This window comes from Variovorax sp. LjRoot290, assembly GCF_964253985.1.
GTDB lineage: Bacteria > Pseudomonadota > Gammaproteobacteria > Burkholderiales > Burkholderiaceae_C > Variovorax.
This window is the reverse complement of record NZ_CAXURW020000001.1, coordinates 3,297,286-3,318,571: the sequence shown is the minus strand read 5'-3', so window position 1 is coordinate 3,318,571 and position 21,286 is coordinate 3,297,286. Positions and strand designations below refer to the sequence as shown.

Here is a 21,286-nt window from a genome sequence, read left to right as displayed (position 1 = left end):
TGACGCGACAGGAGCGCTGTCATCCGGCCCGCAGACCGGCATACAGACAACGCTCATACCGGCCGACCAATGCAAGCACGCTTGGATCGAGGAAGGGCAGGCTCTGCGCGAACGCGACGGCTGCGAGACCTGCGTCGAAGTCAATCCAGAAGAAGGTGTTGGCGATGCCGGCCCACGAGATGCTGTTCGCCGACCGGCCGCCCGGTTGTGCCTCCGGATGGAGCAGGCCGAAATGGCTCCACTTCTTTGTGTCGGGCGACATGACAAGATCGCTGCTGCGCTCCGGCGCGCAGGTGGGAAGGTCGCGTACCTCGAGCAATCCGATCTGGTTGCGGCGGGCCTCGGCGACGGTCTGCGGCTGCAGCACCTCCTGCGTGCTGCCCTGCGCCGCACGCAGGATGGACTGAAGAAGCCGCAGCACGTCCCGAGGCGTGGCGTACAGTCCCGCTCCCCCGGCATCGAAGTCGCGATCCGGATTCGCTGCGTTCGGCGCGCTTGCGAGCGAGCCGCCCGCTTGACGGGCGTACAGGGCAGCCCGGATCGCATCGGCCCGGGGCGCGAATCCAGTCGAATGCATCTGGAGGGGCTCGAACACATGGGTCCGCAGGTACTCGCCGAGGCTGCAGCCGGCGATGCGCTCCACCAGCAGACCTGCCCAGTCCATCCCTATGCCGTAGTTCCACATGTCCCCGGGCTGGAAGAGCAGCGGCCGCTCCAGCGAGCGCCGCAGCCCGCTGCGCGCGGCGGGCAGGTTCTGCAGCAGCACATGTTCTGCGAGAGGCCGGCTCCATGTCTCGTACCCGAACCCCGCGGTGTGCGTCATGAGGTGCTGCACCGTGACGCGTGTCGTGGCGGGCACGAGCCCGACCTCCGTCAGGACCTCGAGATCGCGGAAGAAGGGCAGGTAGTCGGCGGCCTCGTCCTCGAACCGCAGCCGTTTGCGCTCGACGAGCTGCAACACCGCCACGGCAGTCGCGAGCTTGGTGATGGAGGCGATCCAGAAGGTGGTGTCCAGCGACATCCTTTCCGACGAGCCGAAGGCGATATGCCCCAGAGATGCGAGGTCGAGCAACGCATTCGGCCCGGCAGCTGCGCACACGATGCCCGGCAACCCGCTCTCAAGCAGTGCCGGCCGCAGTTGTTCCTCGAACCCGTTCACAGCTGCTCCTCTTGGCTTGTTGCGAGCGAACGGCAAACGCCCTCCATCACGGCCGCGGTCCACACCATCTGCTCGGGCGAGATGGGGTAGGGCCGTTCGAGCTCGATTGCCTGCGCGAACGCGTCCAGCTCCAGGCGGAGTGCATCGACCTTTGCCAATTGCCGGCGCTGCGGTGGCTGCCCGGCGCGGTACAACACCATCTCCTCGTCGTTGAGGATCTCCAGCGAAGCATCGCTGCCGAAGAGGTGCATGCGCCAGAAGCGGGGTGTCGTCTGCACCATGGACAGGGTGGCGGATACGCCGTTGGCGAAGGAGAGGAACACGTTGCACGCGTCCTCCGGCGGTGTTCTTGCTTCCATGCCGGAGACCCTGGCGGCGACGCTGTCCGGCCTCCCGAGCAGGGAGATCGCGAGGTCCAGGAGGTGAATACCGGTGCCTGTCATTCCCGCCGCGGGGGATTCCGCGGCCTCGGAGCGCCAGGCGGCGAAGCTCTTGCGGGCACTTTCATTGCTCGAGTTGGCCTCGAGATGGAGCACCTGGCCCAGCAGCCCTCGGCCGAGCGCGTCTTGCAGGTAGGCGATCGCAGGCATGAACCGGCGGTTGTGACCCACCGCGAGCGTCACGCCGGCCGCGGCGCACGCGTCCACGCATTGCCGGGCGCCGTCGCGCGTGAGGGAGAGCGGCTTCTCGCAGAAGACGGCCTTGCCGGCGCGTGCGGCGGCAACGACCTGCTCGACGTGCAGGGAGTGCGGCGTGGCCACCACGATCGCCTGGATCGAGGGATCGCAGAGGACTTCCGAATAGCTCGAGCTGAGCGCCACGCCGAGCTGCTCGGCGACGGCGGTGCGCTTGGCGAGGTCCGGAACGACTGCCTTCACGAAGCGAAGGCGCTCGCTCTTGCCCTGGACTGCCGAGACCAGCGCCTGGCCCCACCAGCCGAGCCCCAGGATAGCGGCATCAACCATGTTGGATCTCCTGGGTGCGTAGCTGCTCCACGATGCCTTCCAGCGCGCCGGCGCAGTGGATCATCTGCTCGGCTGTGACGGGATAGGGTGCAAGACCGCTGCAGCTGCGCGCGAAGGCCTCCAGCTCGCCGCGCAGCGTGTCGGTTTCATCGAACTGGGTGATGAGGGGCGCTGCGTCACGGCGGTACAGGCGAAGCTCCGTGTCGCCGCGGGCCTCGACCGAGCCTTCGAGACCGAACACGTGGATTCGCCAGAAGCGCGGGGTCGGCCGGATCGTGGTCAGCACCCCGGAGACGCCATCGCCGAACTCCAGCAGGACGCTGAGTGCATCACGCGCAGCCTGCCCTGCGGCCGAGTGTGCTCGGTACTGGACTCGAACCACGTCCGCCTTCCCGAACAGCGCCGTCATGATGTCCAGCGCGTGGATGCCCGTGCCGGTCATTCCCGCGCCGGGGCTTTCCAGCGGGGAAGCCCTCCACGCGCCGAAGTCGGAGCGGGTCGTGTTCTCGTTGCTCCAGTGCCCTTCGATGTGCAGAAGCTTGCCGAGCTCGCCGCTCCTGACGGTCTCGATCAAGCTCCTCACGTTGGGCGCGAATCGCCTGTTGTGGCCGACGGCCAGCGTGACGCCGTGCTTCGAGCAGGCAGCGATCGCGCGTTGCGCATCGGCGGCGGTGAGCGCCAGCGGCTTCTCGCAGAACACCTGCTTGCCTGCGGCCGCCGCGAGTTCCACCTGCTTGGGATGGAGCGAGTGCGGCGTGGCGATGACGACGCCGTCGATGCGGCTGTTGCGCACGAGGGTTTCGAAGGAGTCGGTGAGCTCGAGGCCCAGCTCCTTGGCGACATCGGCCCGCTTGGCGGGATCGGACACGGCGGCGGCGACAAAGCGCACCGCGTCGCTTTTCCCGTGCACGGACCGGACCAGGCGCTGGCCCCACCAGCCCAGGCCGGCAATGCCCAGCAGCATCGGCTTCAATGGATATGCCCCTGCTTGAGAACGCGGCGCATCAGGTCCGGCGAGAAGTCGGAGGCGTCGCAGAGCTCGAGCGTGCGCCGCTCCTTGGCGGCGATGCGTTCGACCGCCTCCGGCAGGCGCTTGACGCAGTCGCGCGGAACGACGACGGCGCCATGGTGGTCCGCGTGAACGATGTCGTCATGGCGCACATCCATGCCGAGCACCGAGACGGGCTCGCCGAAGCTGACCAGATGGACGTGCGCATGGCTCGGGCCGAGGCAGCCGCCCAGCATCTTGAAGCCGGGTGCCCAGGCTTCCGTGTCGCGGAAGGAGCCGTTGGTGACGCAGCCGCGAGCCCCCAGCCGGAGGTGAACCTTGGAGTGCACTTCGCCCCAGAAGGCGCCGGCGCCGGGCTGGTCGTCCAGGTCCTGCAGGACCACGATGGTCGGGAGTTCCTTGGCGTGCACGTAGTCGTACCAGTCGAAGCGGTCTGCCGCCGGCTGGGCAGGCCTGCTGCGCGCGCGAATCGTGCCGACGCGCGCCACGCCGATCATTGGCTGGAACGGGCCGTCCACGGGCACGCCCGGCCGCGTCGTGTAGGCGGTGAGCGGCACTTCCGGCATCAGCAGCTCCAAGGCGTTGCAGATGGTCGGCGTATCCCAGGACGCAAGCAGGTCGAGGTCGTCGAGGTTGAAGAGGGCGGTGCTATCGGCCATGTGAGCTCCTTGTTTCGCGATGGTGCGGTTCGTACGGTGCGGTTTGAGGTCGGTCGCTCAGGTGGCCAGCGCATTCTCTTCCGCCACCACCGTGGCGTGCCAGATCAGCGGACCTCCGGCGTCGTGGCCCGTGACGATCGTGAGCATGAGGGCCTCGGTGTCCGCGTCGTTGCGAAAGCCGCGCATCGCGCCGCCCTCGACCGACACGCAATCCCTCGGCTGCGCGGAGATGGCATGCTCCTGCGCGTCGGCGTCGATCCAGTAGATGGTCATGGCCCCTTCGACGGGAATGAACACCTCCTGTGTGGGATGCGAATGCATGCGCGATCCGCCGCCGGGCGGGATCCTGACCCAGTTCATGACGTACCGGTGGTCGCCGGAGATGGCCGGAGGAAGCGGGTTCTCCGACGAGCCGCGGCCGATCAGCTTCAGGTTCTCCTTCGCGCCACCTGGCAGCCGAGTGTCGAGAAAACCGGCCTTGTTGCCCTTGAGCTCTGCGAATCGTGCAACCTGAACCTTCGTCATGTTTCGCTCCTTGTTATAAGAATGCACGGGCATCGCCGCTGCCGTCTATTGGGGCGATGCTTCCTGGGCCAGCTTGCCGTCGGCGTCCAGGTACACGCCCGTCTTCGCCGCACGTTCGAGCACGGACGGATGCCAGCGCACGCTGCCGCCGCCCGAGGCGCCTCCGTCCACGATGGCGAGCATCAGGACGGCACGGTCGGAGTCGTTGCGAAAGCCGCGCATCAGCCCCTCGGGGATCGAGACGCAGTCGAACTGCTGCAGCAGGGTCTCCTGCTCGCCGGTCTCGCCCCAGTAGATGGTCAATGGACCGTCGACCGGGATGAACAGCTCGGCACCCGAGCCCGGGTGATCGTGCAGATTCGAACCCCCGCCGGGCGGAATCAGCACCCAGCTCATGTTGATGTTGTGCGCTGCGGCGATCGCCGGTCGCATGTCCGGGTTCTCGAAGATGCCTTTGCCTGCCGCGACCAGCTTGAAGTTCTGCTTCTGTCCGCCCGGCAGGCGTGAATCGACGAACGCTGTCGTGGTGCCGGAAAGCTCGCGGTAGCGCGCGATCCTCTGTTCCAACTGTTCCTTGCTGACGGAAGTTGCTTGCTGCATGGTGTGGCTCTGAACTGCGGTATCGAAATTGTGGGCGCTGCTTTTCAGCGCAGCGACAGTCCGGAGCATTTCACTTATTCGCGAATGATTCATGCGGCGCAGGCATAAGACTCATGCGCTTCGAACGGATTCGGTCACGCGGGACCGGCGCAGAATCGGGCCGACGGCAATGGTGCGCGAAGCATTGCCGGGCATCGGGTGATGCCCAGAACAATGGAGACACAGCGATGAAACACCTGATTCGCTTCATTCTTGCCCTGTGGATCGGGGTGGCATCGGCCGCTGCTGCCGAGGCAAACTACCCCGACAAGCCCATCACGATGGTCGTGTCATTCCCGGCCGGCGGCGGCGCCGACGCGGCGGGCCGCTTGCTGGCCCGGCACCTCGAGCGCAAGCTCGGCCAGCCGGTGGTGGTCGTGAACCGTCCCGGTGCCGGCGGCGAGATCGGCTTTGCCGCAATCGCTCGCGCCAAGCCGGACGGGTACACCATCGGGGTTGTGACGGCGCCCAATGTCGTCGTCCTGCCGATCCAGCGCGCCGCTCAGTACAAGCTCGCGGATCTCCAGCCGATCGCCAACCTCGTGGAGGATGTGGGGGTCTTCTTTGTCCGCAAGGATCACCGCTTCCAGACCATCAAGGACCTGGTCGCCGAAGCGAAGAGCAAGCCGGACAGCATCAATCTCGCCACGACGGGCAACGGGGGGCTGCCGCATTTCGCTTTGCTCTCACTCCAGAAGAACGCCGGAGTGAAGCTGATGCCAGTGCCGTACTCGGGAACGGTTCCGATCCGGCAAGCAGTGCTCGCAGGGGATGTCGATGTCGGTTTCATCACGATCGCAGATGCCGCTTCCGACCTCGACGGGGGCCTGGTGCGCTCCCTCGGCCAAGCCGCGGAGCATCGCTCACCGACCGCGGTGCAGATGCCGACGCTGCGCGAGCAGGGCGTGGACGTGGTCATCAGCGCGCTGCGGGGCGTCGCAGCGCCCGCGCGAACCCCGGCGCCGGTGGTGCGCGTTCTGGCCGAGGCAATGGAGGCCATCGTGCGCAGCCCGGAGTTCCAGAAGGAAGCCGCCGCCCAGAAGTTGCCGCTGCGGTACATGGGGCCGCAGGATTTCAGGAGTGAACTGGAGCGGCTGGACCGCGACTATCGGGCTCTCTGGCGTGTCTCGCCCTGGGAGAACTAGGAAATTGGGGCATAGCGCTATCATGCCGTGCCCGCACGAGGAGCTTGCACGGCGATGGCGAACGGTTCCGGTCAAAGCAGAACGAGGCAACAGAACGCGAGGAAGATCACGGAGCGAGCCCAGCTGATCGCCGGGATCGAGCTGATCCTCGCGATCGAGCGATCGGGGTCGATCAGTGAAGCAGCCGCGAGCCTGGGACTGTCGCAGCCCGCCGCCTCGAGGCAACTGTTCGCCTTGGAGGAGATGGTCGGCGTTCCATTGTTCAAGCGAACCACGCGATCCATCTCCACCAGCGATGCAGGCCATCTGCTCGTGGATACCGGCAAGGACATGCTGCGTGCGGCCGACCTGTTGCTGGATCAGCTGCGCCAGTCGAATTCCAGTCCCCGCGTGCTGAAGGTGACGACCGGCCCCATGTTCGGCAAGCAACATATCCTGCCGCACCTCCAGTCCTTCCGGGACGCGAACCCGGGCGTGGAGATCCGGCTTACGCTGACCGACGAGAAGGTCGATCTCGTGCGTGACGAGGTGGACCTGCTGCTTCACATCGGGCACCTGCCGGATCGACGCCTGGTGGCGGCGAAGATCGCAAAACAGCGCCGAATCCTCTGTGCTTCTCCGAGCTACGAATCCAAGCGCGGCAAGATCCAGAGTCCCGAGGACCTGGCCAGGCATCCGTGCCTCATTCATACCCGCCTGGCCCCGACGGGCATCTGGCACAGCTGGTCCGGCAGGAACATGCGCACCATCCGGGTCGCCGGGCCGCTGGCAGCGAACAGCTCGGACATCCTCGCGGAGGCTGCGGCGAGCGGCATGGGCGTGACGCTGCTGGCCAGTTGGGCCGTGCAGGCCGACCTGCGCAGCGGCAAGCTGGTCGAACTGCTGCCGCAATGGCGCATCGACAGTGACATGGAGCCGCGCGACATCAGCTTCGTCTGGATTCCCGAGCTGTCGAAGTCGAAGCAGTTGCGAAGTTTCGTCGCTTACTTCACGCAGAAGTTCGGTAGGCCGCCCTACTGGGACTCGTGAGGGGCCGCAGCCGGTACCAGGGCACACGCATAGGTGTTATGTCGGAAATGGCACTGCTTCGATCGCCGGCGTTCGCATACTGGCAGCGTATCCCGCCTGGAGTCGAAGGAGACAAAAATGCTGCGCAGCCTGCTCACCAGCCTGGCACTCGCCCTTGCGGCAGCGGCCTGGCCGGCCCACGCCACCTATCCGGATCGCCCCGTCACGCTCATCGTTCCGTTCGCGCCGGGAGGAGGCGCGGACGCGATGGGCCGCGCCATCGGCCTGTACCTGGAAAAGCGCCTGAAGCAGCCGGTGGTGGTTGCCAATCGCCCCGGTGCCGGCGGACAGATCGGGTTCACCGCCATCGCCAAGGCGAAGCCTGATGGTTACACGATCGGCATCATCACCGCGCCGAACGTGGTGGTGTTTCCGCTGCAGCGCCCCACACAGTACAAGCTGTCCGAATTCGCGCTCATCGCGAACCTGGTCGAGGACGACGGCATGTTCTTCGTGCGGAAGGAGAGCCCTTTCAAGTCGATGCCCGACGTCGTGGCTTATGCCAAGGCGAATCCCGGCAAGGTGACGGTGGGAACGACAGGTGAGGGCAGCTTGCCGCACCTGACGATGCTCGCACTCGAACAAAAGGCGGGCATTCAATTGACGGCGGTTCACTACGCCGGTGCAGCGCCGACTCGGATGGGCATCCTGGCCGGTGACCTCGATATGGCTTACGTCACGGCGGTGGACGGTGCAGGAGATCTGCGCGCTGGGATGGTCCGCGCCCTGGGCGTCACAGCCCGCAAGCGCCTGAACTCGATACCGACCGCGCCAACGCTTGTCGAACAAGGGTATGACGTGGTGACCAGTGCATCGCGCGGCCTGGCTGCGCCTGCCGGCACGCCGGAGGACGTTCTCAAGCTGCTGCGCAGCGCCGTTGCCGACGCCTCGAAGGATCCTGCATTCGTCGAAATCGCCCACAAGCAAGGCATGCCCCTTCACTACATGGACCACGAGACGTTCGCGAAAGACCTCTTGCGGCAGCAGCAGGAATACAGTGTTGTCTGGAAGGAGCGCGCGTCCAAGTAGCTGGCGTGTGCGGCCGGGTCCAGCGTTGCCTTGGTGCGCGTCCTTTCAGGCAGCGACCGGCTTGGTCGCTCGACAGGCCAAGGAAGGCTCTAGTCAGCGATCCTCAAGATCGGAAGACGCAACACAATCGCTGATGTTAGAAACATCAACTGGTTGCACGTCAGAGCCCGCCGCTGTTCTCCCTGATGTCCGTGCAGCCGCTGTGCCTGTCGTCGATGAGGAAGGAGCACCCGCCGAGGACTGAGGAATGGATTTGACAGGAGAGGAGCTTTCCCCATCTCCCCCACCTCCACATCCACTTGTGAAAATAGCGACACATAACATGACGGCCTGCAACCAGTTCTTTCGAAAGATCATCGTTTCGACCTCTTTCACAATGGGTGAACAGAACATCTGAATACCTCTCATCTATTCAATGTCGATTGCCAACCCTGTTCACTGCGCAGCAGTGCTGGTCGGCGACGAAGAAGGTGGCGCAGTCGAGCCAACACTCGCATCATCTTTAGGTCCATCCAGGGACCGAAGATATTCGACCAGTGCATCCGAATCTGCAGGCGACAAGCTCGATGCATTTCTATTTCCATGACCGGAGACGATCAGATCCTTTGTCGTTGCCTTCTGGCCATTGTGGAAACTGGACGCATTGCTCCAGATCCCATGCAAAGTTGGCGTGTCGAACCCTGCACCGGCGAGTTTCTTGCCACCACCTTTTCCCGAGCTGGGTTGAATAGTCCCTACATCGTGCCGTTGTCCATCACGCATAGCGAGATCGGAATGGCAAGTGATGCACTGCAGGTCGCCGAATAGTTTCTTACCTTGCAGGGCCGTCACGCTCAAAGCTCCATCGGCGTTGCGTACCGGACTGCGCATGTACTTGTCGAGCGAAGCAAGGTATGCAGCCAAATCGTCCAACTCGGGGCTCTTTCCGGCCTTCCGTGCTCCCAACGGGTCGGCCGTGACCTCGAAGTCCGCTTTAGTCATGAAGCCCGCCCCCCCGAATTCCCGACGAATGTCGTTCTCGAAGTCCTGGACTTCATCGAAGTTGGCACTCCAATGCAGATTGCCATGGCCCAGTCCGGCACGCCCTAGCAGAGAAATGGTGCGGCGCATGCCTTCACCGCGCTGAGTGAAGTCCCATACCATCCCGTCATCTCCGCCATCCACATGACAACTCGCGCATGAGATGTAGCTTTCGTTGGACATGCGGATGTCGCTGGCGTTGTAGAAGAGCTTCTTGCCGCGCAGCACGGATGCCTTCAACGGCTCGGTCGCGACTGTTGAAACGTAGTGAAGCAACGGAGCGTCAGCGTTCTTACCGGAGTAGATCGTGCTCACGTCATACGCAGATACCGAACGATCGAGGAAATTGTTGGTGAACAACAACTTGCGCTCAGCATCGATGTACAAGCCATGCGGCGTACTCCGCATCCGAGTGATCTGAGCCCCCCGACTACCGCTGTAGGCATCGGCGACCGTTACCGTATTTCCCTCCATCTGGGCAACGAAAACGAAGTCGCCCAATGGCGAGAAGACTGCCGCTCTCGACGGCGGCTGATTGTCGAAGTCGATCTGACTGGCGGGGAGGTCTTCACCCTTGGCAAGGTCCACCTGATTGAGCACGGAGCGCACCGTTTTATCGTGATCCAGCTTCCGGCCGTCTCGGCACTGGCCGCGCAGAATATTGTCTTTCTTAGAAGGCAAGACCGCGCGCAAGCCATCTGGCGAGATCACGACCTGATGCAGGTAGTTGGGAACACCGCGCGCACCTGCTTCGGTATCAACGGTGGTGGTATCGACCCGCAGCACAATCGTGCGTCGAGTATTCATCCCGGCCAGATCGACCTCGTACAGTTCACCCCCGGTCCGTTTTGACTTGAAGCGCGTGACATAGGCCGTTCTGGCGTCCCCCGTCACAGCGATGCCGCGGCCGCCGCCGGGTGGTAGATCGAGGGAGCTGCGCCTCTCACCTGTTGTCGGATCAAAGCTGATGAGCTTGGACTTGCTCTCCAATGTCAGCAACCCCATTACGCCGCCCGGCGCGAATACCACGCTATGCGGCCCGCTGCCGTAGTCCAACGCGACGGTAGTTGAAACTGCACCGGTCACCGCATCCAGTGCGACCAGCTTGTCTTCGCCCTGAACCGCCACCCAGACGCGTCCATCCGGCCCCACAGCCACAGTACGCGGCTCCTCCCCGACGCGGGTCTCCCACTTCTTGACGAGCTTCCGGGGATCTCGCGCATCCACCGCCGCCACTGTTCCGCTGTCGGAATTGACGCTGTAGATGTAGGCTCCACGGCCCGTGATGTTCGTGCTGTGCACGGGTGCATTGGCAGTCAAAGGAGCAGTCACAGCCAACACGAAACTGTACCGAACTTCCACCCCATCACTCTGTTTAACGGTCAAGATCACGCTGTAGTGTCCGGGCCGATTGAACAAGCGCGTGTACTTCGGATCGCTGGAGAACGGCGTACTTTTCCCATCGTCGAAGCGCCAGCTGTACTGCGCACCCTTGCCCCCCATCAACGGAGGATCGAACGCCACTTCATTGCCATAGAGCACGGGTTTCATCCCCAATTGTCCGATCACGACCTGCTCGTTCATCTTCTTGACCTCGTCGTCGGTCAGCACCCGGGCGTAGACACGCACATCAGCGAGCTCACCCTTGAACCAGTCCGGACTGTCTTGAAGTTGACCTAGAAACTTGAACTTGTTCTGCAGCCCCATCGCACCCTTGACGCCACTTCCGGTGAACTTGGTACCGTCGACAAACATGGTCATCGCGCCGGAGCTGGAATCGCGTGTCATGATCACGTGATGCCACTTGCCGTCATTGATCGGTGAACCCGACTTGACACCCGGATTGGTCTGCGAGTGGTTACCCACCGTCAGCCTCAGCTCGCCCTTGCTGTCGATCCAACCCCAGAAAGCATCATTGTCGGCAGCCGCCTGGTCGCGCCCGAAGATGCCCGGCGCCAGCCATTGGCTGTCGACTCCTTTCTGCGAGGTCTTCATGTAAAAGCTCACCGAGGCGGTTCCACCGAGGGTTGTGGCCGCAGAGTCGCTTTGCAGCGGGATGCCGCCGGCGCGCGAACTGAAATCCATACCATTGCGTCCATAGACATCCTCACCACTCGTGGGGATGCCGTTGTTCTTGCCAATGGTGTCGTCCAAACTCCCATTGAGCGGCCAGTGGTTGACCATCCCTGCATCGACCGCACTGCGAGTCGTAAAACTGAAGGTGTAGTCTTCCACCAAGGCGTTCCCGGCATAGTCCTTCAACCCGCCTTTCCTGAGTACCACCTCGTAGGTCGTTTCCAGCTTGAGCGGCTCCCTGGGCGAGAAGTTGATGATGCCGAGCTGGGCACTGTAGAAGCCTTCTATCGCCGGGCTATTCCCGACAGAGGGATTGGCTGGTTTGACACGGACAATGAAGTTTTGAGCGTTTACGGTCTCGGGCCGGATGTTGTCAGTCAGCGCGATGCCGATACGCGTAGTCAGCGCTGTGTTCTTCTCGTCGGCACGTGGCGAGATCTGACGTACCTTTGGCGCTGTCGTATCGGGGCCGGTCGCATGCGGCACGAAGCCGCTACCGTTGCCATGGTCGTTGCCGACATACACCAGGTTCCCCAGGAAAGTCACCTGGCCATGGTCTGAGTGGTCTCGCTCCGTCTTGTCCTCGAACAGGCTTCCAGAACCAACCTCCTTGTAGTTCTTGGGGTCGCGGACATCGATCTTGTGAATATAGTGTTGCGCTCCCTGCATCACGTAGTCGTCCTGCGTAGCGCAATACAACTGCTGATTGATGACCAGCGCGCTGTTCTCGAGAGCGATGTTGTTGCGATCACTGATATCAAGGGTGTGCATCTTGGCGCCGTCGTTGCGCATGGAGCCATGGACCTTGACGCCATCGAAGCAGGTTGCGTAGTAGAAGGGCAGCGCCCCTTTCGTAGCGAGCAGCCGGGGATTCAGCGGGTCGGAGATGTCCAGGCTGGATATGCCCTTGTCGGTCGCCTCCATGGAAGTGATCACCATGTGATTGCCCATGGTGAAGATCGGCCCCACATTGAAGCTTCCCAGTTCGCTCGTAGGTACAGGATTGGGACGGCCTTGGCCTCGATCGGCGTACTTGGGATTGGCCGGATCACTCGCATCGATGATGTGGATCCCATCGTCCGATGACGCGACATACACATAGGGTGCCTGCCACCAGAGTTGCCAGCTCACATCGAAGTAGTCCCCGGCATTCACGCCCTTGAGTTCGAGGCGCTTGGTCGGCTTGATATCTTCGATGTCCGTGAAATCCCAGAACTCGATGCCCTTGATGCTCGGGACGACGACGTACACCTTGCCCTTGATGGTCGAGGTGCCGATCGCGTGCGACTCCCGGAACTGGCTGGTCTTACCCTCGGGTTCATAGATCTTCTTCTTCAGCTTGATCTTCTGCGGGTCCGAGACGTCATACACCAGAAATCCCCCTGGCCCACCCCCGCTGTCAGGCGTGAACATGGTGACGAAGTAGCCATTGAGCATCAGGCCCACGTTGGTGCCAAAACGCTTTGCCGTCTTGTACTTGTTGGGCACATCTCCGCCTTCACCATCCCGGACCATGTAAAGCGGCTTGAACAGCTCCTCCTTCTTGAAGGAGGGGTTGCCAAGACCAGGCCCCTGGGGGATCTGGGGAGAGGCCCGGTCGAGCTGATTGGCGAGATCAGTGAAGGCTGTCAGTGCGCCAGACGCCATGTTGGCGACCGTCGTCACCGGATTCGTGCCGGTGATGCCGGCATGGGTCAGCAGGCTTACAAACACCAGCAGGATCACCAAGGTCAACTGTCGGATCTTCATTCTTGCCCCATTTCTTCTTGCGCCGTTGACACCCGTTCTTCAATCAACTTCGTCTCGATCAACTGCGCGCGGTCGAGAATGATCATTGCCTTCTCGAGCCGGCTTTTCGCCTCTGAGCAAAGCGGCCAGCGCTACCTTGCTTTCAGGTTCACTCTTGGGACACGCCGCCCGATTCGTAGATGTCCCAGGCCGCCTCGGCGCTCGCGCCGCGGTGGATCATGGCCATCAGCGCACTGACCACCGCTGACGGATTGGCGTGCTGGTACACGTTGCGTCCATAGACCATGCCGACGGCGCCCTGGTCCATCAGCACGCGCGAACGCGCGAACACCTGCCGCAGGTCTTCGCGCCCGCCGCCGCGCACGAGCACGGGGCAGCGCGCGGCCTGCACCACGCGGTGGAAATCCGGGGGGTCGCTGGTCGGGTCGGCCTTGACGATGTCGGCGCCCATCTCGCGCGCGAGGCGCACCAGCGTGACGATCTTCTCGGCGTCGCCGTCGACCATGTAGCCGCCCTGGTCGCTGTGCGGGCGCATCACCAGCGGCTCGATCATCAGCGGCATGCCGTAGCGGTCGCAGTCGGCGCGCACGCGCGCAATGTTCTGTACGCACTGGCGGAACAGTTCGGGCTCGTTCGGCAGCATGAACAGGTTGACGACCACGCAGGCCGCGTCGCGCTGGATGGCTGGCAGCACCGGGTCTTTCTCGTTCTGCAGCACGGCCCACATCACGCGGTGCGCGGTGGCGTTGTAGGGGTTGCCCATGTCCAGCCGCATCACGAGCGCGGGTTTGTTGCTTCCCGGGCGGTCCTGCAGCAGGTCGGCCTGGCCGTAGTTGAGCTGGATCGCATCGGGCGCGGCGGCCACGAGCTTGTCCATGACCTGGGGCATGTCCTGCAGGCCGTTGAGGAACGAGGGCTCGTTGCACACCCCGTGGTCGAGTGCGATGTCCAGGCAGCGGCCGTTGTTCAGCAGCCGGTTGAGCCGCGCGTCTTTGTCCTTCGACATGTGGAAAGAACTCCTTGTTGGCAGAAATGAAGTGAGGAGGGTGTCAGGCGAGCGCGACCAGGTGGCGCTTCGCCGCGGCGTCGATCAGGCGCAGGGCGTCGTCGCCCAGTTCGACCGAGCCGGCGCCGGCGTTTTCAATCGCCTGCTGGCGCACGCGCGCGCCGCACAGGGCCACCGAGACGGTGCCGCGCGCGATGGTCCAGGCGATCATCAGCTGGCCGAACGAGCAGCCGAGCCGCGCGCGCAGCGGGTCGAGCTGCTCGAAGAAGGCCTTGAGCTTGGAGCGGTTGGCCTCGTTGAAGCGCGGGTTGGTCGCGCGCTGGTCGTCGCCCTTGAACTCGCGTTCGGGATCGATGGGGCCGGCGAGCAAACCAAGCGCCAGCGACGAGTAGCCCAGCACCGCAACGTTGTGCTCGCTGCACAGCGGTGCCAGCGTGGTCTCGATCTCGCGGTCGATCAGGCTGTAGCGCTCCTGCGCCGCATCGATCGGGCCGTAGCGCAGGTACTCGGCTAGCGTTTCGGGGCTCACGTTGCTGACGCCGATGGCGCGGATCTTTCCCTGCTTCTTGAGCTCGAGCATCGCGTCCATGGTTTCGGCCACGGGCGTGGTGCTGTCCTGCCAGTGCGTGATGTAGAGGTCGATGTAGTCGGTCTGCAGCCGCTTCAGGCTTTCTTCGGCTTCATGGGAGATCGATTCGCGGCCGAGGTAGCGGTACACCGGGTGGCCGTCTTCCTCGAAGAAGTGCGTTCCCTTCTGGGTGTGCCAGACCAGGCCGCACTTGGTCGCGATCACGGCCCCGTGGCGGCGCCCCTTGAGCGCGGTGCCAACGACGCTTTCGGAGCGGCCGAGGCCGTAGGCCGGCGCGGCGTCGATCAGGTTCACGCCCGCGTCCAGCGAAGCCTGGATCGCATTGACGGCGGCCGCGTTGTCGCCGCCGCCCCACATCCATCCGCCCATGGCCCAGGTGCCCAGTCCGATGGCCGAGCATTCGATGCCGGAAGGACCCAGCGTTGTCTTCTTCATCGCGTTGTCTTTCTCGTGTTCAGGAGGTGGTCGATGGTCACGGCGGCGAGCAGGATCAGGCCCTTGATGACGTCCTGCCAGTAGGGCGACACGTCGAGTAGGATCAGCGAGCTGGTCACCACCGACAGCAGTGCGAGGCCGAGCACCGCGCCCAGCACCGTGCCGGAGCCGCCCTTGAGACTGGCGCCGCCGATCACCGCGGCGGCAATCACGTTGAGCTCCATGCCCATGCCGAAGGTCGGCGTGGCGGCGCCGAAGCGGGCCGTGTAGATCACGCCGGCCAGCCCTGCCGATGCCGAGCACAGCACCGTGACCCAGAACTTCACGCGTCCGACGCGGATGCCCGAGTACAGCGCGGCCTTCTCGTTGCTGCCCGTGTAGAACACCCGGCGCAGCAGCGTCGAGCGGCGCAGCACGAAGTCGCTCACCACCACGATCAAGAGGAAGATCAGGATTACCGCCGGAATGCCGAAGAGCGTGCCCTGCCCGATGAACTTGAACTCGCCCGGCAGCGAGAACAGCGATTGCGGCGTGCCCTGCGTGAGCGCGAGGCACAGCCCGCGCACGATCACCATGAAGGCCAGCGAGGCGATGAAGTGATTGAGCCCGATGCGCGTCACGCAGCCGCCGATCATGGCGCCGATCAGCCCGCTCGCGCCGATGGCCACCAGGCTCGCGACCCATGGGTCGACGCCCATCAGGAAGAGCTTGCCCGTCACCACCATCGCGAAGCAGACCACCGAGCCGACCGAGAGGTCGATCCCGCCGACGATCAGCAGGATCGTCATGCCGACCACCACGATGCCTTCGATGGAGAAGGACAGCAGCATCGCGCGCACGTTGTCCCAGGTGAGGAAGTAGGGCGATGCGAAGCTCATCGCCACGCACAGCACCGCGATGATCAGAAGAAGCCCTGCTTCGCGCATGCTCGTCAGTTTGTGCGGTAGCTTCACCGGGTCTCCTGTGCGACGGGGTTGGACGCCGGCCAATGCCGTGCCCCCCGCGCCGAGTCTCGATGGAAAGTTCATGCCATCTCCTGTTCGCAGAGTCCGGAGGCGAGCCGCAGCAGGGCTTCCTCCGTCATTTCGTTCGGTTCCAATTCGCCCGCCAGCTCGCCGTCGCGGATCACCAGGGCCCGGTCGCACAACCCGATGATCTCGGGCAGCTCCGAAGAGATCACGATGACGCCCACGCCCTGGTTCGCGAGCTCGCGCAGGATGTGGTGGATCTCGGACTTGGCGCCGACATCGACGCCGCGTGTCGGCTCGTCCATCAGCAGCACCACCGGCTTGGTGGCGAGCAGCTTTGCGATTGCCACCTTCTGCTGGTTGCCGCCCGAGAGGCTCGACACCTCGATGGCGACGCCGTCCGATTTGAGGTTCAGCTTCGCGCCGAGCTCGCGGGCCAGCCGGTGTTCGGCCGAGCGCAGCAGCAGCCCCCAGCCGGAGCTGACGCGCCGCAGCGCCATCGACGACACGTTCTGCGCGATCGGAAGGTCGAGGAACACGCCGGCTTCCTTGCGGTCTTCGCTCAGGTAGGCGATGCCTTCGCACAGCGCGTCGCTGTACTTGCGGATCGTGAGCGCCTTGCCGCACAGGCGCACCGTGCCGCGTTTCGCGAGGCGCAGGCCGCACACGGTTTCGGCCAGCTCGCTGCGTCCGGCGCCCATCAGCCCGGCGATGCCGAGGATCTCGCCGCGCTTCAGCGCGAAGGAGACGCCGTGCACACGCTCGCCGTCGGCGATGTCGGTCACTTCGAGCACGGGCTCGGAGGACCCGGTGGCGGTCTGCTTGGGCGGGTAGTAGTTGCCGAGGTCGCGCCCGACCATGCGGCGGACCAGTTCGTCTGGCGTCATGCCGGCCAGCGGGCCGCAGTGCACGTTGCGCCCGTCGCGCAGCACGGTGACGCGGTCGCCGTGCGTGAGGATCTCGGCCATGCGATGGCTGATGTAGATGATGCCGATGCCCTGCGCCTTGAGGTCGTGCAGCACGCGGAAGAGCGCAGCCGACTCGTTGTCGGTCAGCGCGGCCGTGGGCTCGTCGAGGATCAGCACCTTGCAGTCCAGCGTGAGCGCCTTGGCGATCTCCACCAGTTGCTGGCTCGAGATGCTCAGGTCGCGCACCAGTGCGCCGGGGTCGATGTCCTGCCCCAGCCGCCGCAGCGCCTTGACGGCCCGCTCGTTGAAGCTGGCGTAGTTCATCCACGCCTGCTTGCCGGCGTTGATCTCCGGCATGAAGATGTTCTCGGCCACGGTCGCGTCGGCGCACAGGGCGATCTCCTGGTGCACCAGGCCGATGCCCAGGCGCATCGCATGCGCCGGGCCGTCGATCACGACCTTCTCGCCGTTCAGGACGATGTCGCCTTCGTCGGGGCGGTGGATGCCGTCGATGATGTTCATCAACGTCGACTTGCCCGCGCCGTTCTCGCCGCACAGGGCGTGGATCTCGCCGGCCTGCAGCGAGAAGTCCACGCCCGAGAGCGCGCGCGAGGCGCCGAAGCGCTTGCTGATGCCGCGAAGTTCGAGCAGCGAAGAAGAGCCCGCAGCGCTCACTCGCCGATTCCCTTGGTGCCGCGGCGCGCGAGGTACTTGCCCCAGTAGAAGTCGTCCGCGTTCGCCTTGCTGACCACGGCGAGGCCGTTGTCCAGGAAGGGCACCGACATCGGGTTGGCGCCGTTGCGCTTGGCGTCATTCATCGGATCGATGAGCGACGGGTTCTTCGCCAGGAACAACATCATCATCCCCATGTAGCCCTGCATGCCCTGGTTCGGGTTGATGGAGCCGAACACGTCGCCCGACTTGATCATGTCGAGGATCTTGGCGTTGACGTCGCAGCACATCACCTTGATGTTCTTCTTGGTCTCGACCTTGGCCTGCGCCGCGCCGAGTGCCGAGTTGGCTTCGGGCATGAACAGCGCACCCAGGTTCGGATTGGCCTGCGCCAGGCTCAGCACCGCCTGGTAGGCCTTGTTCGGGTCCTGGTTGCTGGCGGCGCGGCCGACCAGCTTCATGCCCGGGTGCTTGGTCGTCATGCGGTTCACGAAGGCCGCGATGCGGCGGTCGTGGTTGTCCTGGCCCGGGTTCTCCAGCACTGCGTATTCGCCCTTGCCGTTGAGCGAGGTCGCGATGGCGTCGGCCGCCTGCGTGCCCTCGCGATCGTTGTCCGAGGTGACGAAGGACGTGCGCTTCGAGTTCGGCGAGTCGGCCGCGAAGGTGACGACTGGGATGCCCATCGCCGCGGCGCGGTTGATCGGCTCGATGAACGGATCGGGGTTCATCGGGTGCAGCAGGATGCCCGCGGGCTTGCGTGCCAGCTCCTGCTCGAACGATGCCAGCTGCTTGTTGACGTCGTACTCCGGCGTGCCGGTGTAGCGGGTGCGAACGCCCAGCGTGCGGCCGAGCTGTTTCATCATTTCGTAGACCGGAAACCAGTACTCGACGCCCGACACCATCACGTTCATCACGTAGACGTCGCTGGCATTGCCGCGCAGGCCGGCGCCCGCCGCGGGGGCTGCGGATTGCTGTTGCGCGAATGCGCTGGCGCCGGCCAGGCCGATACCGGCGGCAGCTGCGGACCTCAGGAAATTACGCCTCATTCTTTGTCTCCTTACGTTGGCTGGAAGAGCTTGCGACCTGCTGTTCAAGCAGATCTTTGGGATCTCGGTGTCACAATTGCTGTTATGACAGGCAAGAATGTACACTTGGCCCGTTTATCTCGATAACTAGGGGAAACGCTACTGGAGATGAGTTTTGTTCCGCAAAGCTGTTATGACATGAAGCCAAACATACTGATCATTGACATGGGCTCGCGCAGCGCTGAAAGCGCTGGCACCGGAGGCTGGCAGTGGCCGCACGCTGGCGACATCCGGCCTCGCAGTGCCGCGTTCGCGTTGGCCCCGCCGGCGAATGCGAGGTGGGTGCGCAAGCGATCCACGCCGCCCGGTCGGCCCTTTGCTCGCGCCGTGTGACCAGATCGCGCCGGACGCGGCCAACGCGGCGGCGCACACGGATTTTTGTCTTGCCCTCAACGAACTGGTCGACCGCATGTCGCCCACGTTCACCTACCTATCTGGCGAAATCCAATGAAGCATTCCGATCTGCCCTTCGAGCGCCCGGCGTCTCTGTCTGGCCGGCATTTCTCGACAGTGATAGTCGGCGCGGGCATCAACGGCGTGGGCGTGTTCCGCGACTTGTCTCTCCAGGGCGTAACCTGCCTGATCGTGGACAAAGGAGACTTCGGCGCCGGCGCAAGCGGTGCACCGTCCCGCATGATCCACGGCGGTTTGCGCTATCTGGAGAGCGGCGACTTGGCGCTGGTGGCGGAATCCACCCGCGAGCGCAACCTGTTGTTGCGCAACGCGCCTCATCTGGTTCAACCGCTTAAGACGGTCGTGCCCCTGGCGAGCCGGTTTGGCGGCTTGTTGAGCAGCGCGCTCAGATTTGCCGGCATGAAGCAGGCGCCGCGCACGCGAGGCCTGTTTGCTGTTGCGTTCAGTTTGCGTCTGTACGACTTGCTGGGGCGACGGCAGCGCGTCATGCCGGGACACCGGATCGACCATGTGCAGCCCCAGGATCGCACCTTGTTCCGCTCGACCGTGCGATGGCTTGCGACCTACTTCGATGCCTGGATTAGACATCCCGAGTGGCTCATTCTTGAATTGATCGCAGATAGCCACCGCGACCAACCTCAGTCCAGAGCTACGAACTACTGTCGGCTCGTGGGCTGCGAGGGAAAGTCCTTGACGCTGTGCGACGAGCTGACCGGCGAACGGGTACGGGTCAGCGCCGATACGGTGGTCAACGCCGCGGGAGCCTGGCACGACCATAGCGCGGCCGCGCTGGGTGGCGCGGGCTCGCGCGTGACGGGCACCAAAGGCTCTCACCTGGTACTCAAACATCCCGCGCTGCGCGATGCACTCGACGGCCGAATGGCCTATTTGGAGGCGGCGGATGGCAGGGTATGCATCGTCTATCCCTTTCTCGACCGGGTGCTTGTGGGGTCCATCGACATACCGGTGGATGACCCGGATCAGGTCGTCACCGAACCGGACATCGACCATCTGCTTGGCGTTCTGCGCGAACGTTTTCCGCGCTTGAGCTTCGATCACGATGATGTGGTGTACACCTTTGTCGGCGTGCGCCCCCTGGCTCGCTCCGGCGCCGACAAGCCCGGGCGGATCTCGCGCGAACACTCGGTGCTCGTCGATCCGTCAAGTGCGACGCGCGCGATCCCCATGGTTCGCCTCGTCGGCGGAAAGTGGACGACGTTCAGGTCACTTGCACAAGAGGCGACGGACGAGCTCCTGCGGCTGCTCGGGCGCCCCCGGATCGGGTCGACCGAGGAATTGCCCATCGGCGGCGGGGCCGAATGGCCTACCGATCCGCTGCAAGCAGATCGCTTTGTCGAATGGACGATGGCGGTTTCCGGTGTGAGCCGCCGGCGGGCTTCGGAGCTCACGACCCGCTATGGCTCAAAGGCGCTTGTGCTGGCTGAGCGCTTCGCCGCGAATGGCGATCTGCCGCTGCGACACGCGCCCCACTACTCGGCTTCTGAGATCCGCTACCTTTGCCTTGAAACGGGCGTGGTCCACCTGTCCGATCTGGTGATCCGCAGAACGCTGCTGGCCATACGCGGGGAAGTCACCGATGGCATGCTCGCCGAGATCGCCGATCTCGCCGCCCAAGCACTGGATTGGGACGCGATCCGTCGAAACGAAGAACTGCGGACCTGCGGGACCACCTTGCGAGATCGGCACGGCGTTCGGCTGGCCGCAGAACACTCTCCATCCCGAATCGACGGACGAAGCACCCTGGACCCGCGCACCAGCATTCGCCGAAATCTGCCATGAACAACCCGACTGGCTGTTTGCCGCACTCGATCGCAACTCCCCATCCCCGCTGCGGACCCAGTTCAGGGATGCCGTTCGCGTCCAGATTCTGGGCGGCGAATTGGAGATCGGTGCCAAACTCCCGTCCGAGGCCGAGCTCGGCGAGCAATATGGCATCTCGCGCATCGTCGCGAGAGAGGCGCTGGCTGCTCTGGTCCGAAGCGGCTCGATGTACAAGATCAAAGGCCGTGGGGTCCTTGTAAATCGGCCCGCGAGCGCGACGAGGATTCGTGTCGACCGTTCCGGTTTCGCCGACGAGATGTGGAGCGCAAGGGGCGCTCGGTGCGCACTCAGGTGTTAAGCCAAGAACTGCGTTTGCCGCACGAA

General features: G+C 64.0%; 17 protein-coding genes. 5 read left to right on the top strand and 12 right to left on the bottom strand.

Features of this window, described 5'->3' with window-relative positions:
• Positions 1–19: 19 nt before the first annotated feature.
• Genes ACSQ9A_RS16475 through ACSQ9A_RS16450 form a run of 6 tightly spaced genes read right to left on the bottom strand, consistent with a single transcriptional unit; the run spans position 20 to position 4,917 of the window.
• On the bottom strand, positions 20–1,159 hold the full coding sequence (locus ACSQ9A_RS16475; RefSeq protein WP_436304402.1) for a serine hydrolase domain-containing protein: 1,140 nt from the start codon (positions 1,157–1,159) through the stop codon (positions 20–22).
• Entirely contained in the window at positions 1,156–2,124 is a 969-nt protein-coding gene (locus ACSQ9A_RS16470; protein WP_436304401.1) for a Gfo/Idh/MocA family protein, read from the bottom strand. Before ACSQ9A_RS16470 ends, ACSQ9A_RS16475 begins: the two co-directional genes overlap by 4 nt.
• Positions 2,117–3,088, bottom strand: coding sequence for a Gfo/Idh/MocA family protein (locus ACSQ9A_RS16465; RefSeq protein ID WP_436306309.1), 972 nt, complete (start codon positions 3,086–3,088; stop codon positions 2,117–2,119). The genes ACSQ9A_RS16470 and ACSQ9A_RS16465 overlap by 8 nt, the downstream gene beginning before the upstream one ends.
• A 5-nt stretch (positions 3,089–3,093) precedes the next feature.
• On the bottom strand, positions 3,094–3,792 hold the full coding sequence (locus tag ACSQ9A_RS16460; RefSeq protein ID WP_436304400.1) for an RraA family protein: 699 nt from the start codon (positions 3,790–3,792) through the stop codon (positions 3,094–3,096).
• A 57-nt stretch (positions 3,793–3,849) separates the two neighbouring features.
• Positions 3,850–4,317 (bottom strand): cupin domain-containing protein, encoded by a 468-nt coding sequence (locus ACSQ9A_RS16455; protein ID WP_436304399.1) that lies wholly within the window; start codon positions 4,315–4,317, stop codon positions 3,850–3,852.
• Between the two features lie 45 nt (positions 4,318–4,362).
• Complete coding sequence (locus ACSQ9A_RS16450) at positions 4,363–4,917, bottom strand: cupin domain-containing protein (RefSeq protein ID WP_436304398.1); 555 nt, start codon at positions 4,915–4,917, stop codon at positions 4,363–4,365.
• Positions 4,918–5,144: 227 nt separating this feature from the next.
• Between ACSQ9A_RS16450 and ACSQ9A_RS16445 the strand changes: the two genes are divergently transcribed.
• The 3 genes from ACSQ9A_RS16445 (at position 5,145) to ACSQ9A_RS16435 (ending at position 8,198) form a co-directional block, all read left to right on the top strand.
• Positions 5,145–6,101: a tripartite tricarboxylate transporter substrate binding protein gene (locus tag ACSQ9A_RS16445; RefSeq protein WP_436304397.1), complete on the top strand. Its 957-nt coding sequence runs from the start codon at positions 5,145–5,147 to the stop codon at positions 6,099–6,101.
• 54 nt (positions 6,102–6,155) lie between these two features.
• Complete coding sequence (locus ACSQ9A_RS16440; protein ID WP_436304396.1) at positions 6,156–7,130, top strand: LysR family transcriptional regulator; 975 nt, start codon at positions 6,156–6,158, stop codon at positions 7,128–7,130.
• Positions 7,131–7,247: 117 nt separating this feature from the next.
• Positions 7,248–8,198 carry a tripartite tricarboxylate transporter substrate binding protein gene (locus ACSQ9A_RS16435; protein WP_436304395.1) on the top strand — a complete coding sequence of 317 codons (951 nt, stop codon included), beginning with the start codon at positions 7,248–7,250 and terminating at the stop codon, positions 8,196–8,198.
• Between the two features lie 435 nt (positions 8,199–8,633).
• Here ACSQ9A_RS16435 and ACSQ9A_RS16430 read toward each other — a convergent pair whose 3' ends face one another.
• From ACSQ9A_RS16430 to ACSQ9A_RS16405, 6 genes are all read right to left on the bottom strand, one after another.
• Positions 8,634–13,043, bottom strand: a complete 4,410-nt coding sequence (locus ACSQ9A_RS16430) for a LamG-like jellyroll fold domain-containing protein (protein WP_436304394.1) — start codon at positions 13,041–13,043, stop codon at positions 8,634–8,636.
• Between the two features lie 148 nt (positions 13,044–13,191).
• The gene (locus ACSQ9A_RS16425) at positions 13,192–14,049 is read right to left on the bottom strand and encodes a class I fructose-bisphosphate aldolase (RefSeq protein WP_436304393.1); all 858 of its coding nucleotides are present in this window, start codon (positions 14,047–14,049) and stop codon (positions 13,192–13,194) included.
• Positions 14,050–14,092: 43 nt separating this feature from the next.
• Positions 14,093–15,073 (bottom strand): aldo/keto reductase, encoded by a 981-nt coding sequence (locus ACSQ9A_RS16420; protein WP_436304392.1) that lies wholly within the window; start codon positions 15,071–15,073, stop codon positions 14,093–14,095.
• Positions 15,070–16,101 carry an ABC transporter permease gene (locus tag ACSQ9A_RS16415; RefSeq protein ID WP_436304391.1) on the bottom strand — a complete coding sequence of 344 codons (1,032 nt, stop codon included), beginning with the start codon at positions 16,099–16,101 and terminating at the stop codon, positions 15,070–15,072. The genes ACSQ9A_RS16420 and ACSQ9A_RS16415 overlap by 4 nt, the downstream gene beginning before the upstream one ends.
• Entirely contained in the window at positions 16,098–17,624 is a 1,527-nt protein-coding gene (locus ACSQ9A_RS16410; RefSeq protein WP_436304390.1) for a sugar ABC transporter ATP-binding protein, read from the bottom strand. Before ACSQ9A_RS16410 ends, ACSQ9A_RS16415 begins: the two co-directional genes overlap by 4 nt.
• Entirely contained in the window at positions 17,621–18,667 is a 1,047-nt protein-coding gene (locus tag ACSQ9A_RS16405; RefSeq protein WP_436292798.1) for a substrate-binding domain-containing protein, read from the bottom strand. Before ACSQ9A_RS16405 ends, ACSQ9A_RS16410 begins: the two co-directional genes overlap by 4 nt.
• A gap of 486 nt (positions 18,668–19,153) precedes the next feature.
• Here ACSQ9A_RS16405 and ACSQ9A_RS16400 point away from each other — a divergent pair, with 486 nt between their 5' ends.
• Together ACSQ9A_RS16400 and ACSQ9A_RS16395 are read left to right on the top strand one after the other, a co-directional pair.
• Positions 19,154–20,920 (top strand): glycerol-3-phosphate dehydrogenase/oxidase, encoded by a 1,767-nt coding sequence (locus ACSQ9A_RS16400; protein WP_436304389.1) that lies wholly within the window; start codon positions 19,154–19,156, stop codon positions 20,918–20,920.
• Positions 20,921–21,020: 100 nt separating this feature from the next.
• Complete coding sequence (locus ACSQ9A_RS16395) at positions 21,021–21,260, top strand: GntR family transcriptional regulator (protein WP_436304388.1); 240 nt, start codon at positions 21,021–21,023, stop codon at positions 21,258–21,260.
• The last annotated feature ends 26 nt before the right edge of the window (positions 21,261–21,286 follow it).